This is a genomic window from Neptuniibacter marinus, assembly GCF_965223595.1.
Lineage (GTDB): Bacteria > Pseudomonadota > Gammaproteobacteria > Pseudomonadales > Balneatricaceae > Neptuniibacter > Neptuniibacter marinus.
The window spans coordinates 2,858,042-2,871,483 of the sequence record NZ_OZ245004.1 but is presented as its reverse complement, the minus strand read 5'-3'; the positions used below and the strand labels follow the sequence as shown (position 1 = coordinate 2,871,483).

The window sequence follows — 13,442 nt, the reverse complement described above, 5'->3', positions numbered from 1 at the left end:
CATGGTGAAGCTATTTTATAAGGTGGAACTTAAGCCTGCTAGTTTGATCTGAATAAATAATCCATTGAAAGCAAAATAGAGTTACTTACAATGTACGGCCGTTGTTCGTTTATATAGTTTATGGATGATATGGCGGAACTGCGTCTATTTGGTGTAGATAGTAGAACCTATACTCTTTCAAAAATTCACGTTCACCCCCTTATTTTAAGTCGGGATAGCTAGATGACATTAGCGTTAACAGTTGAAAAGTTACATAAAGTATATGGCAATGGTTTTGAGGCGTTAAAAGAGATCTCTTTTGATGTGGCTGAGGGCGATTTTTTTGCACTACTTGGACCTAATGGTGCAGGTAAGTCCACGACCTTAGGTATTGTCTCCTCATTAGTTAATAAAACGTCCGGCAAGGTATCTATTTTTGGTATTGATATTGATGACAATCTGACGGGAGCAAAGCTTAACTTAGGTGTTGTTCCACAAGAATTTAATTTCAATATGTTTGAAAATGTCAAAGACATCCTAGTGACGCAGGCTGGATATTATGGGATTAAGCGGTCCATAGCTTCAGAGCGGGCTGATTACTATCTTAAAAAGTTAGGTTTGTGGGAAAAGCGCAATGGTGCAGCTCGTATGTTATCAGGCGGGATGAAACGTCGTTTGATGATCGCGCGTGCTCTGATGCATGACCCAAAGTTACTGATATTGGATGAGCCAACGGCAGGTGTTGATATTGAGTTGCGTCGTTCGATGTGGGAGTTTTTGCGTGAGCTAAATGCGTCGGGTACTACGATTATTTTAACGACGCACTATCTGGAAGAAGCGGAAAGCTTATGTCGAAATATCGCTATTATCGATAAAGGCCAGATTATTAAAAATACCAGTATGCGAGCCTTACTACAGCAGCTCACAACAGAAACGTTTATTTTAGATATCGATGCGAGTTTGTCTGAAACGCCGCAATTAGATGGATACGTCGTTCGTTTGATTACAGATAATGTTTTGGAAGTAGACGTTGAGAAGGAACAGGGCTTAAATAGTTTGTTTGAACGTTTACAAGCTCAAAATCTGTCAGTGCGAAGTATGCGAAATAAATCAAATAGACTGGAAGAGTTGTTTGTATCGCTTGTGGATAAAAATCTTAATCAGGATAAAGCATGAACGCCCACGATCTTTTTATCGCTTTTTGGACTATTTTTCGCCGTGAAGTACGTCGTTTTACCCGTATTTGGCCGCAAACTTTACTTCCGCCCGCAATCACTATGACGCTGTATTTTATTATTTTCGGTAATTTAATCGGCAGTCGTATAGGAGAGATGGGCGGCTTTAATTATATGGAATATATTGTTCCAGGTTTAATTATGATGTCCGTTATTACCAACTCATACAGTAATGTGGTCTCCTCATTTTATAGTACTAAGTTCCAACGTAGTATTGAGGAATTACTCGTATCGCCTGTACCAAACTGGATTATTTTAAGTGGTTTTGTCCTCGGTGGCGTAGTACGAGGCTTAGGTGTGGGTTTGATAGTAACCTTGCTGTCCCTATTTTTTACGGAGCTGCAGGTACAAAATCTATTGGTAACTATCACAATCGTTTTCCTGACCGCTGTTTTGTTTGCTTTGGGCGGGTTTATTAATGCGGTATTTGCTAACTCGTTTGATGATATCAGTATTATTCCTACCTTTGTTTTGACGCCACTTACCTATTTAGGCGGTGTCTTTTATTCAATTCAGTTATTACCTGAATTTTGGCAGGGCGTATCTCAGCTGAATCCTATTCTTTATATGGTGAATACCTTCCGTTACGGTATTTTGGGGGTGAGTGATATAAATGTTGGGTTCGCTTTTATGATGATCTTGCTGTTTATTGGTGGGCTCTTCACTTATGCACTTTATCTGCTTCAAAATGGCAAAGGAATTCGTAGTTAATGAATACAAATGATGATGTAAAAAACTCGCCGCTTGGCCAAGACACTGAGTATATTAATAGTTACGATGCCTCGATATTATATCCAATAGCACGTGACCTAAATTGGAAAGAACAGGGTGTTGATCGTAGTGCGTTACCCTTCAAAGGGGTCGATATTTGGAATGCTTATGAGCTTTCTTGGATAAATCAGCGAGGGAAGCCGGAGGTTCGTCTTGCTGAATTTCGCGTGTTTGCTGATAGTAAAAATATCATTGAGTCTAAATCCTTTAAGCTTTATTTAAACTCACTTAATTTGAGTAAGTTTGAATCGCAGAAAGAGGTTGAGGCCTTATTGATTAAAGACCTTTCTGAAGCGGCGGGAGGACGAGTTAATGTAAGGATCTATCATCCGGATCAGGCGCCAGAGTTTGGCCAATTCACCGGCTTCTGTATTGATAACCAAGATGTTGAGATTACACAATACACACCAGATCCCGAGTTGTTGTTTACCTGTGAAGATCAGGTTGAAGAGGTTCTATATAGCCACCTCTTAAAATCTAACTGTCCTGTAACAGGGCAGCCAGATTGGGCAACTTTAGGTATAAGCTACTCTGGTAAGGAGATTGATCGAGAAGGTTTACTAAAATATATAATTTCTTATCGTGAACATGGTGATTTCCATGAGCAGTGTGTAGAAAATATCTTTATGCATATCTGGGAACGTTGTAAACCAGATAGTTTAAACGTTTATGCTCGTTATGTGCGCCGTGGTGGATTGGATATAAACCCATTCAGAAGTAGTGAAATGGAAGATATCGATAATCTACGTTTAAGTCGACAATAACTGGAGCTGTTTATGGATGCATTAGAACTCTTACATAACCGTGTATCTTGTCCCGCCTTGGCTGAACCAGGGCCAACTAAAGCGCAGCTCGATAATATCTACCAAGCGGCGCTTAGAGCACCGGATCATGGCGCGATTAGACCTTGGCGTTTTTTAACAGTCACAGGGCCTTCCCGTGAGCGTTTGGGTGAATTATTTTTACAAGCGGCGTTAGCTGATAACTCTGAGTTAGCTCAAGAGCGTCAAGAGAAAACACGCAAGATGCCATTGCGCGCACCTACTTTGATTGTCGTCATAGCGGCGGTATCTGATCACCCTAAAGTGCCTCAGCTTGAACAAGAGGTTTCGGCAGGATGTGCAGCACAAAATATTATCTTAGCGGCCCATGCTCAAGGTATCGGGGCAATGTGGCGTACCGGTGAGATGGCTTATCATCCGCTTGTTAAATCAGGTTTAGGTGTTAAGGAAGAAGAAACCATTATTGGTTACATCTATTTAGGTACGGCTAAAAAATTACGCAACCCACCTCAGCATGATCAGGAACTTTATGCCACTGATTGGCATGGGTAAAGTGAAAGGCAGCCATTTTTGACAGATTATAATCAAATAGCAGAAGAGTTCCTTATTAAGTTGAGGGGCCAAATTCCATTGATTAATCATTTGGGACTTTTTCCTCTCAAATGGGATGGATCAAGGCTAGAAATGAAAGCCTCTCTTGCGCCTAATGTGAATGATAAAGGCACTGGTTTTGGCGGGTCTTTAGCAACGGTGGCAACCTTGTGTGGTTGGAGCATCGTTACTCTTTACCTCAAGTCTCAGGGGCGGGATGATGATGTTGTCATCCGCGATAGTCATATAGAGTACTTTCTGCCAATTACCGCAGATTTTACAGCGATTACCTCTTTGCCTGATGAGGGGGCTGTTAGCCTGTTTTATCGGAAAATGTTAGAAAAAGGGCGCGCTAGAATGGATCTTATTATCGACATTAAGCAGGATGATAAGATCGCTATGCGTTTGACGGGTAGTTATGTTGCTTTAGAAAAAAGACGTTAATATAAATAATATCCCTACCTAGTCTTGTCCTTTAATACAAACTAACCACTTAGTGCTGAGTGGTTAGTACTTCTATTTAGTTTCTATTTATTGGATACCATCATGATATACCGCTTCTCGTTACAAGGTGTTAAGTGTGCTGGCTGCGTCCGTTCTTTGGAAAAGGGTTTAACTGCGAGCAGAGCGATCGATGACTTTTCGGTGAATTTTGCGGATCGTAGTTTAACGGTCTCTTCTATGGAACCTGTTGAGCAGATCATCAGCACGGTAGAGGAAATTGGTTATGGTGCGATAGAGATAACGGACTCGGATAGTTTAGAGAAAGTTCAGCTAGCTGAGCAGCAGCATTACCGAACAACGTTGATACGTAGCCTTGTTGCTTTAGGTTTTGGGGCTTTGTTAATGGTTCAGATGTGGCTTGGCTGGGTGCCACCTATTAATCAAACCAGTGGGATTTTGTTGGGTGTTATCACCTGCTTATTATCACTTGTGATCATGTTTGCCTGTGCAAGCCATATTTATAAAGGTGCTTGGCGGTCTGCACTTAAGTTAAATTTCAATATGGATAGTTTAATTGCACTTGGAACAGGTGCCGCTTGGTTTTATTCCACAGGGATTGTTTTAGTCTCCCTATTTGGCGTTGTTCTTCCTGAACCTGCGACCCATCTCTATTACGAAGCTTCAGTTATGATTTTGGGTTTTATCTTATTAGGGCAAGCACTCGAAGCAAAAGCGAGAAAGAAAACCGGTGATGCTGTGCGTAGTTTAATGCAGCTTCAACCGAGTACTGCATTACGGATACGCGGTGATGATGAACAGGAGGTCGCCATTGAATTACTCTCGCTACAAGATCTAGTGCGAGTGCGTCCCGGTGAAAGCATTCCTGTTGATGGCGTAGTAGTGTCAGGTGAAAGTTATATAGATGAGTCGATGCTGACGGGGGAATCTGAACCGGTGCATAAGCTTGAGGGAGAGCCGCTGGTGGGCGGAACGCTCAATGGTTCTGGTAGTTTACTAATGAAGGTGGAGAAGGTTGGCTCCCAAACCGTATTGGCTCAAATTATTGAATCGGTCAGGGATGCGCAAAACTGTAAGCCAGAGCTAGGTAAACTGGCCGATAAGATTGCCTCTTTCTTTGTGCCTTCTGTGATGTTGTTTGCAGTGTTGACCGCCTGTATTTGGTTCTTTTGGGGGCCTGAGCCTCAATTAACCTACGCAGTCATTACGATGATGACTGTTTTGATTATTGCTTGCCCTTGCGCTTTGGGATTAGCAACACCTATGTCGGTCATGGTGGCAGTAGGACGGGCAGCAAGTGAAGGGGTTTTGATTCGAAATGCAGATGCGTTGCAATTGGCTGAACGAGTAACAACGGTCGTATTTGATAAAACAGGTACAGTGACAGAAGGTAAGCCTGTAGTTACTGATCAACAGTATATTTGTGATAGTCGAAACATTAGCCAAGTCCGTCAAGCAATTTTAGCGATACAGTCTCGCTCTGAACATCCTCTTGCAGCAGCCATATGCACTCATATGCAGATGACGTTAGATCATAGTGGTGAAAACCTCAGTGTTGAATCGTTTGAAAGCCTCTCTGGCTTAGGGCTTTCTGCTTGTGTAGCGGATAAACATTGGGTTATGGGGAATGCCGCTCTTATGGCTGAGCAGGGTGTTCGTTGTGAGGAGGTTTTACCCCAAGCTCAGCAATGGGCATCAGAAGCGAAGTCCTTAGTATATGTTGCTTGTGATAAGGAGTTGATCGCTTTATTGGCTATTGCTGATCAGGTCAAAAGTGATTCTAAATCGGCTATCGAAAAGCTAAAAAAAGCAGGCCTGAATATCATTCTATTATCAGGGGATAACCAACTTACGGCAGAAGCTATTGCTCTCGAAGTGGGAATCGAGCGAGTGATTGCAGATGTTAAACCTGAGCAAAAGCAGGAGGTTATTAAAGACCTTCAAGCACAAGGAGAGGTTGTGGCTATGGTTGGAGATGGTGTTAATGATGCACCTGCATTAGCTCAAGCTGATTTGGGCTATGCGATTGGTACTGGGTCTGATATAGCAATTGCGAGCGCGGATGTAACGTTGATTTCAGGGTCTATATCGAGTGTCTCTAAAGCGATGTCAATCTCTAAAGCCACGGTGAAAAATATCAAACAGAATTTGTTTGGTGCGTTTGTTTACAATGCGGTAGCGATTCCTATCGCTGCAGGCGTGCTATTTCCTTTTATCGGAGTGTTATTAAATCCGGCGATTGCTGGAGCTGCGATGGCGATGTCGTCCATTACCGTTGTTAGTAATGCCAATCGACTTAGGTGGCTTAAAATAGATGGTTAAATTTAGATAGCTAAAGGGGATTGAGTCTTACTATAAAAAAATCTGTTACCAGAATAAGCGAGAGCATAAGATCTTAGTAAGACTCAATACAGAGTTTGTTTATTCGCCGATGCGGCTAATTTTTTCTATTATAATAGGGGACTTTGGTACGTCCCTATGACCGCTTTTTTCTGTTCTAGGTGCACGACTTATTTGAATCGCTAAGTCCATGCCATCGGTTACTTTACCAAAAACGGTATAGCCAAAGCGGTTACCTCTTGCATCTAAATTTCTGTTGTTGACTGTGTTTATAAAAAACTGGGAAGTTGCGCTATGGGGGTAGTTTGTACGCGCCATAGCGATCGTGCCTAGTGTATTACTTAAGCCATTTTTAGACTCATTCTTGACTGCTTCTTGAGTTTCTTTCTTTTCCATCTCTTGTGTAAAGCCGCCACCTTGAATCATAAATCCTGCGATGACGCGATGAAAAATCGTGCCTTCGTAATATCCACTATCCACATAGTTTAGGAAATTTTCGACTGTTTCAGGAGACTCATTAGGAAATAACTCAATGGTTATATTACCTAAATTGGTTTGCATAATAACCTTAGGATTGTCACCTTCGGCGAATGCAGGTGAGATAAATAAGATAGGTAAAATGATGGTTAGCAAAATCTTTTTAAACATAAGAGGTCCATTAGTTTTTATTTATACGTATAGACGCTAAATCTACCGTTTATTCTTTGCCCTGGGTAGGGAAATTTTCAGTGCTGTTTGTGGTTCTAGTTGTGCAAGTCTATAAAAAGAATATCATTTAAGTACAGGAGGCGCCTACTTTAAAAGGAGGCGAGGCTACTTGTATCAAGAAAGCTCAGCGTCGGTCAGTTTTATCTGATCTATACTTTTATGAACGAGAGTGTGAATATGGATATCTGTTGGGGATAGGATTGATGACGCTTAAGAACAGGTCTTTTTAACAATTAAAACTATAAAATCTGGGTATATTTTGAGGTTAATGGCTTATTTTGGCCATTGTCTCTTGTGCGTAGTGCGAACGGTGGAGTAATTCAAATCATGGTAAATGTGACGTTAAACAGAAAATACTTCTGTTAACGCTGGTGCCTCTTCTTACGGTATTAAGTATTGTAATGTTTGTGGCCAATATACAGTTAAGGGAGTTTGGTGAACATCAAATTGAGGTATTTCGTTCGCAGCTGTTGGCGGATAAAAAAGATGCCTTAGAGGGCTATGTCGATCTTGCTCTATCGTCAATAAAGCACATTTATGATCAGTCTTCTGCTGATGATCAAACAGCTGAAGATCAAGCTTTAGATATCATTACTAAATTGGCTTATGGTGAAAAAAATGATGGCTATGTGTTTGTTTATAAATATGATGGGACTAATTTAGCAATCCGTCCTAAGCCTGAATTGAAAGGCTAAAAGTTAATGGGTCTTAAAGATAAAAATGGTGTTTTTATTGTTAAGGATCTGATTGAACAGGCCAAAAAAGGCGGTGGCTTTGTTGAATATGTTTGGGCGAAACCATCTAAAAAAGCGGATATGCCAAAGCTGAGTTATGCCAAGGGCCTTGATAAGTGGCAGTGGATGATAGGTACGGGCTTCTATGTTGATGATATCGACGATCAAATAGCAGTCGCGCAGCAAACTTTAGAAGAGGATATTAACCATATAATGATGGTGTTTCTGTTAGTGGGCGCGGGTTTAGTGGTGGTTTTCGGTGTGATGTCTATTATGTTTGCGAATAATATTGCTAACCCCCTTGCTGTAGCAGCGGAAGCATTAAAAGGTATAGGTGAAGGAGAAGGTGATCTAAGCAAACGCCTGGATACATCGGTTAAAGGAGAGGTTGGAGATGTCGCTTATGGTTTTAATGCGTTTGCGGCCAAAATCCAACTCTTAGTGAGTGAAGTTAAAAGTGTTGTTGAGGAGCTTTCTCGTACTTCCCATTGCATGACCAGTGTTGTAGATGAGACGCGGACTGAGGTGAATGAACAACGCCAAGAAACAGAGCAAGTAGCCGCGGCTATTCATGAGATGGCTGCCGCTGTTCAGGAGGTATCTATGAATGCCACTAATACATCACACTCAGTTCAAGAAGCTGATGAGTTTGCCCAAGGTGGGCAAAAGGTAGTGAATGAAACGGTAGTGTCTATCCAGTTATTGCAAGGGGGAGTCAATGCCGCTTCAGATGTTATCACCCAGTTGGATTGTGATGCTGAACATATAGGCACTGTTGTTAATGTAATTAAAGATATTGCGGATCAAACAAACTTTGAATGCGGCTATTGAGGCTGCACGAGCGGGAGACCAAGGGGGAGGCTTCTCTGTGGTGGCCGATGAAGTACGTACATTGGCAAACCGTACGTAGCAGAGTACTGATGAGATACAGTCCATGATCGAGAAACTGCAGTCTGGTGCACGACAAGCGGTACAAGAGATGGAAAAGAGTCGCATACAAACAGATCAAACGGTAGTGAAAGCGACTAATACGGGATCTCAGTTGGAGAGTATCACGGCATCGGTTAGCCAAATTAGTGCAATGAGTACACAGATTGCGACTGCGGCAGAGGAACAAACGGCTGTTGCCGACGAGTTGGGGCGCAGTATCCAGCATATTGCTGATATTTCTGAGAGGGCTAGTAGTACTGCTGATCAATTGTCAGAGACGACAAGTGAGGTATCCCAGTTAGAGGTACGTTTAAGCACTTTGGTTAATCAATTTAAAGTCTAATCTTATTTTTGTAGTGCTAAAAGCGAACAATTCTGTTCGCTTTTTTATTTGTATTATTAAATAAGGACGCTGTTTATATTATGGCAAAACCAAATAAAAAGGGTCCATCAACAACGGTTAATGTGTATTGCAGTCAGTGTCGAACGCGTCTTTTTAATTACCGAAAGGGAGGAAAAGGGGCGTTGGTAAAATGCTTCAAAGAACGGATTAATGAAGATTATACAACTACCCCTTGTGTATGCCCTAGCTGTAATAGGCTGTTTGCTCGTGAAGCATTAATTCGTGGTACGCCCGCCTACAAGTTGATTGGCGGGAAGGTGTTCGCTAAGTAAACGATTCTGATCTTTAGTATGGTTTGGTGCTAAGCAGTTTATTGTGCCTTCCAGTAAATAGTAATTATCATCTTTTGGAAGAAAACTACTATCTAAGCTTTTATTTGAACTGTCTTGCTGTGTTGGTGGAAGTAGCTTATGGGTATAAGCCCCACCTTTACATAATTCGCGAGCCTTGTGATGCCACATGGCTGTTACATCTTTTAAGCTGCTTTTTTCATTACCATAGTATTGGACGGAAAAACTAGTCGAGGTGAGGGGTGAAAACTTATAGCCTGATAACCCGTCAAATAAGTGGTAGTTGCTGTCACAACCATTTAATAGATAGCTTCCTAGTATTAGTACAACTCCTTTTTTGAAATTAAGCATGACCCGCCTCCGTATATCTATTTGCTATCTTTATCATTACAGATCTGTAATTAATTTAGATTGTTAGAATAAATTAGATTGATTTTTGGTTACAGATTTAGAATTATCTAATTATTCGTATACAGATTTGTTTTTTTTTAACTGTAATGTATTATAAATCAATATCTGTACCACTTAATTGAAGTGTAATGGTGTTTAGCGGTGAAACTGTATGAGCAGTTGTTGGAAGAATTAAGTTTGCGTATTGAGCAAGGGTATTATCCCGCGGGTAGCAAAATGCCTTCTATACGTATTTTGAGTAAAGAGCGTGGCGTTAGCATCTCAACGGTTCAAGAAGCTTATCAACGTTTAGAAGAACGAGGTCTTGTTGAGGTTAAACCTAAATCAGGTTATTACGTACAAGGTCGTTCAGTTGCGCCGACACTGCCAGAAATTAGCCGTCCAGCACAAAGACCACTAGAGGTCTCTCATTGGGAGCAGGTTTATCATCTGTTAAATACAGAGAAGGGAAATGGACATCTCGCATTGGGAACCGCGATGCCTGATGTCAGTTCACCGACGCTTAAGCTATTAAAAAAGGCATTGGTGGATTCTGCAAAGCAGGGGGGAGATGCTTTTATAAACTATTGTGATCTACGGGGCTCTGAAAAGCTAAGGAAACAGATCGCCCGCCTTACTTTAGATTCAGGGTGCCAGTTACATCCCGATGAGATTATTATCACAACGGGTTGTCAGGAAGCATTGGTTTGTAGTTTGCGAGCAACCACGAATCCTGGTGATGTAGTGGCAACAGATTCACCTAGTTTTTATGGTTCTACGCAAGCGATTAAAGCGTTGGGTTTAAAGGCGTTAGAAATACCTACTCATCCTGAAACGGGTATTAGTTTAGAAGCGCTGGAGCTGGCGTTAGATCAATGGCCGATCAAAGCAATTCAGGTAACGCCTACCTGCAATAACCCACTAGGCTATACAATGCCGGAAGATCGGCGAAAGGCCTTATTGCGATTAGCGCAGCAGTTTGACCTACCTATTATCGAAGATGATATTTATGGTGACTTGTTTTACAAATCACCGCGACCACGCACAATTAAATCTTTTGATGAAGAGGGGCGTGTACTTTTATGCTCATCATTTTCAAAAACATTGGCTTACGGACTACGTTTAGGTTGGGTAGCCCCTGGGCAATGTACTGAAAGAGTGCTGCATAAAAAGTTTGTATCAACCGTGAGTAATCCACCGATCCAGCAGGCCGCTGTGGCAGAGTTTATTGCGCAGGGAGGCTATGAGCGTCATATGAGAATTATGCGCGCTCAGTATCAACAGGCCCGTGATTTGATGATTGATCTTGTTAAAATAAATTTCCCTGAAGGGACGCGTATTAGTTATCCAGAAGGTGGTTATTTGCTGTGGGTTGAGTTACCTATTGAGGTCGATACTATTAAGCTCAATAAATGCTTAGAAGAACATAACATTAGTATTGCACCTGGGGTGATTTTTTCTGCTTCAGGTAAATATAGAAATTGTATGCGTTTAAGTTTTGCTAAAAAACCAGATGAATCAGTGACGCAGGCGGTAAAACTTATGGCAAAACAGATACGGGAGTTACTTGCTGTAGGGTGATCTGTTTTGGCATAAGGCTAGCCGACTTGTTTCTATTTAATACTGTTTGAGCCGGCTTAATGAGGAAGATAAAGAGAAACCTAGTTTTAAGTTAAGTGCTTTCGCCTGATGCTTTAGCTCCTTACTGGTGAGTGAACACTCCAATTTACCAGCGAAAATGATCCAGTTCCCACAGCTGGTGGTGCAGCCTCTGATATCGGTAAAGAGCCCTCTTAATATATCAAGGCAGTCACCGGATTGATGCTCTTTCCAGCAATTAAGCACCAGCCAACCGTCCTCTTTTAGTAATGAGTGGGCAGCAGTTAAATATTCTGGAGAGAGTTGTTTAGCATCTAAGCCTTCTTCGCTGTATATATCGCTAAAGATTATATCAACTTTGCGTTTGTGCTCATCATGCAAAAAGTCGTAAGCATCCATATTAATAAGTTCTAAACGCTTACTTCTGGGTAATTGAAAGTATTTATAGGCGGTGTGGATTACATCAGCTCGGAGTTCTATCACCTGTTGTTTTAGTTCTGGGTAATGGTGGTGCAAGCAATTATTCAATGCACCTGCACCTAATCCCAAAGTGATACAACGTTTTGGCTCGGTCATTAGCAGTGCAATTAACATCGCCCGCGCATATTCATGTTGGGGCACTAAAGGTTCACTTTTAAGCCAGCAACTTTGTTCATCGGTATCACCAAATGCAAGGTAGCGTTTGTTGCCATCATCTATGACGCGTATTGCGCCATATTCATCATAGCTACGATGTATCTCTTTCCCATGTATGAACATTTGGCACCTTGCTTGATTAGAGTAGAGCGGGCATTCTATAGCGGTCTTATACTATTATGCTACTTCAGTTTTGTCTTTGATGATCGACAGAATGGGTTGCAGCGAACTAATTTATATTAAACATTCTTTTGGAGAGTTGTGCATGGAGATGCAATGGCCACGTCTATTAACAACTAAACGTTATGGACATGCGGAGCTTGCCGATGAGGAGATCGGTCGTAGTCATTTCCACAAAGATCATGATCGCATTATTTTCTCCAGTGCTTTTCGGCGCTTAGGACGTAAAACACAAGTGCATCCAATGGCTTTGAATGATCATATTCATACACGTTTGACCCACTCTATTGAGGTGGGCAGTTTAGGGCGAAGTTTAGGCATCCGTGTCGGTGAGCAGATTCAGGATCAGTTACCCGAATGGGCCACCGCTTATGATATTGGCATGATTGTACAGTCAGCCTGTCTTGCCCATGATATTGGTAATCCACCTTTTGGTCATGCGGGTGAGTATGCAATAAGGGATTGGTTTAAGCGTCGTGGTGATAGTGAACTACTCAAGAGTTTAAGCCAAGAGGAGCGACTAGATCTGATGACCTTTGAAGGCAATGCGCAAGGGTTAAGGGTTGTAACTAGAATTGAGAATCATCTGTTCGATGGCGGTTTGCGGTTAACCTATCCAACCTTGGGGGCTTTGCTCAAATATCCGTGGAGTGCTCAATATTCTGGCTCAAAAGGGAAGTTTAGTGCCTACTTAACTGAGCTAGAAATATTGAATAAGTTAGGCCGTGAATTAGGTTTAGTATCTTTAGGGGAAAACCGTTGGTGTCGTCACCCCTTAGCTTACTTAATGGAAGCGGCTGATGATATTTGTTATGCCATTGTAGATCTAGAAGATGCGATAGAACTTAATATACTGAGTTTTAATGAGATTAAACCCATACTTCTTCAGCTTTGTGGGGATACCTCATTTGATGATGAGATTTTTACCTCTCAAGCATCTGCGCGACGTAAAATCTCTGCCTTAAGAGGCAAAGCGATGGAGTTTATGGTCTCTTCTGCAGTGCAGGCTTATATGGATAATCAGCAACAGATTATGCGTGGTGAGTATCAAGGTGAATTACTGAGTGATGGAGACCCTGATGTCCGTGATGGTCTTTATACCGCTAAAGCCTTAGCAAAAGAACGCGTGTTTCCAGATACGCGAAAAGCTGAGCTTGAAGTTGGGGCTTACACGACTTTAGGTATTCTACTTGAAGCATTTTGTCATGCGGTTTATGACAATCATCACTTAGATGGTGAGAAACTTAGTTATCGTAGTGAGAGAATTATCAGCTTGATGGGTATACATGCGCCAAAACCGGAGCTTCCTCTCTATCAAGCTTATATGCGAGCGTTAGATTTTATTAGTGGCATGACTGACAATTATGCGACCTATTTGGCCCGTCAAATTGGTGGTTTAAGCTAGTAACTAT

12 protein-coding genes and 2 pseudogenes are annotated in these 13,442 nt (G+C 41.7%); 11 read left to right on the top strand and 3 right to left on the bottom strand.

What is annotated here, in order from left to right:
* Positions 1-222 precede the first annotated feature (222 nt).
* The 6 genes from ACOQOE_RS13520 (at position 223) to ACOQOE_RS13495 (ending at position 6,142) form a co-directional block, all read left to right on the top strand.
* On the top strand, positions 223-1,155 hold the full coding sequence (locus ACOQOE_RS13520; RefSeq protein ID WP_420554241.1) for an ABC transporter ATP-binding protein: 933 nt from the start codon (positions 223-225) through the stop codon (positions 1,153-1,155).
* A complete protein-coding gene (locus tag ACOQOE_RS13515) occupies positions 1,152-1,925 on the top strand; it encodes an ABC transporter permease (protein WP_420554240.1) in 774 nt (257 codons plus the stop codon). The genes ACOQOE_RS13520 and ACOQOE_RS13515 overlap by 4 nt, the downstream gene beginning before the upstream one ends.
* Positions 1,925-2,749 carry an NADPH-dependent 7-cyano-7-deazaguanine reductase QueF gene (gene queF, locus ACOQOE_RS13510; RefSeq protein WP_420554239.1) on the top strand — a complete coding sequence of 275 codons (825 nt, stop codon included), beginning with the start codon at positions 1,925-1,927 and terminating at the stop codon, positions 2,747-2,749. Before ACOQOE_RS13515 ends, queF begins: the two co-directional genes overlap by 1 nt.
* 12 nt (positions 2,750-2,761) lie before the next feature.
* Positions 2,762-3,319, top strand: a complete 558-nt coding sequence (locus ACOQOE_RS13505) for a nitroreductase family protein (protein ID WP_067863368.1) — start codon at positions 2,762-2,764, stop codon at positions 3,317-3,319.
* 18 nt (positions 3,320-3,337) lie between these two features.
* Positions 3,338-3,802, top strand: a complete 465-nt coding sequence (locus ACOQOE_RS13500) for a YiiD C-terminal domain-containing protein (RefSeq protein ID WP_067863371.1) — start codon at positions 3,338-3,340, stop codon at positions 3,800-3,802.
* 102 nt (positions 3,803-3,904) lie between these two features.
* Positions 3,905-6,142 (top strand): heavy metal translocating P-type ATPase, encoded by a 2,238-nt coding sequence (locus ACOQOE_RS13495; protein WP_420554238.1) that lies wholly within the window; start codon positions 3,905-3,907, stop codon positions 6,140-6,142.
* Between the two features lie 99 nt (positions 6,143-6,241).
* Here the strand turns inward: ACOQOE_RS13495 and ACOQOE_RS13490 are convergent, their stop codons facing one another.
* On the bottom strand, positions 6,242-6,808 hold the full coding sequence (locus tag ACOQOE_RS13490) for a peptidylprolyl isomerase (protein ID WP_067863377.1): 567 nt from the start codon (positions 6,806-6,808) through the stop codon (positions 6,242-6,244).
* A gap of 461 nt (positions 6,809-7,269) precedes the next feature.
* Here ACOQOE_RS13490 and ACOQOE_RS13485 point away from each other — a divergent pair.
* The 3 genes and pseudogenes from ACOQOE_RS13485 to ACOQOE_RS13475 form a co-directional block, all read left to right on the top strand.
* A pseudogene (locus ACOQOE_RS13485) lies at positions 7,270-7,728 on the top strand (cache domain-containing protein); the annotation flags it as partial.
* Positions 7,729-8,433, top strand: coding sequence for a methyl-accepting chemotaxis protein (locus ACOQOE_RS13480; RefSeq protein WP_420555485.1), 705 nt, complete (start codon positions 7,729-7,731; stop codon positions 8,431-8,433). It begins immediately after the preceding pseudogene.
* 37 nt (positions 8,434-8,470) lie between these two features.
* Positions 8,471-8,875, top strand: a pseudogene (locus ACOQOE_RS13475) (methyl-accepting chemotaxis protein).
* A 275-nt stretch (positions 8,876-9,150) separates the two neighbouring features.
* Here the strand turns inward: ACOQOE_RS13475 and ACOQOE_RS13470 are convergent.
* A complete protein-coding gene (locus tag ACOQOE_RS13470; RefSeq protein ID WP_067863380.1) occupies positions 9,151-9,576 on the bottom strand; it encodes a hypothetical protein in 426 nt (141 codons plus the stop codon).
* 201 nt (positions 9,577-9,777) lie between these two features.
* On the opposite strand from ACOQOE_RS13470, the gene ACOQOE_RS13465 reads away from it, so the two are divergent.
* Positions 9,778-11,196 carry a PLP-dependent aminotransferase family protein gene (locus tag ACOQOE_RS13465; RefSeq protein WP_067863383.1) on the top strand — a complete coding sequence of 473 codons (1,419 nt, stop codon included), beginning with the start codon at positions 9,778-9,780 and terminating at the stop codon, positions 11,194-11,196.
* Between the two features lie 36 nt (positions 11,197-11,232).
* On the opposite strand, the gene ACOQOE_RS13460 is transcribed toward ACOQOE_RS13465, so the two are convergent.
* Entirely contained in the window at positions 11,233-11,973 is a 741-nt protein-coding gene (locus ACOQOE_RS13460; protein WP_067863386.1) for a spermidine synthase, read from the bottom strand.
* 142 nt (positions 11,974-12,115) lie between these two features.
* On the opposite strand from ACOQOE_RS13460, the gene ACOQOE_RS13455 reads away from it, so the two are divergent.
* The gene (locus tag ACOQOE_RS13455; RefSeq protein WP_420554237.1) at positions 12,116-13,435 is read left to right on the top strand and encodes a deoxyguanosinetriphosphate triphosphohydrolase; all 1,320 of its coding nucleotides are present in this window, start codon (positions 12,116-12,118) and stop codon (positions 13,433-13,435) included.
* The last annotated feature ends 7 nt before the right edge of the window (positions 13,436-13,442 follow it).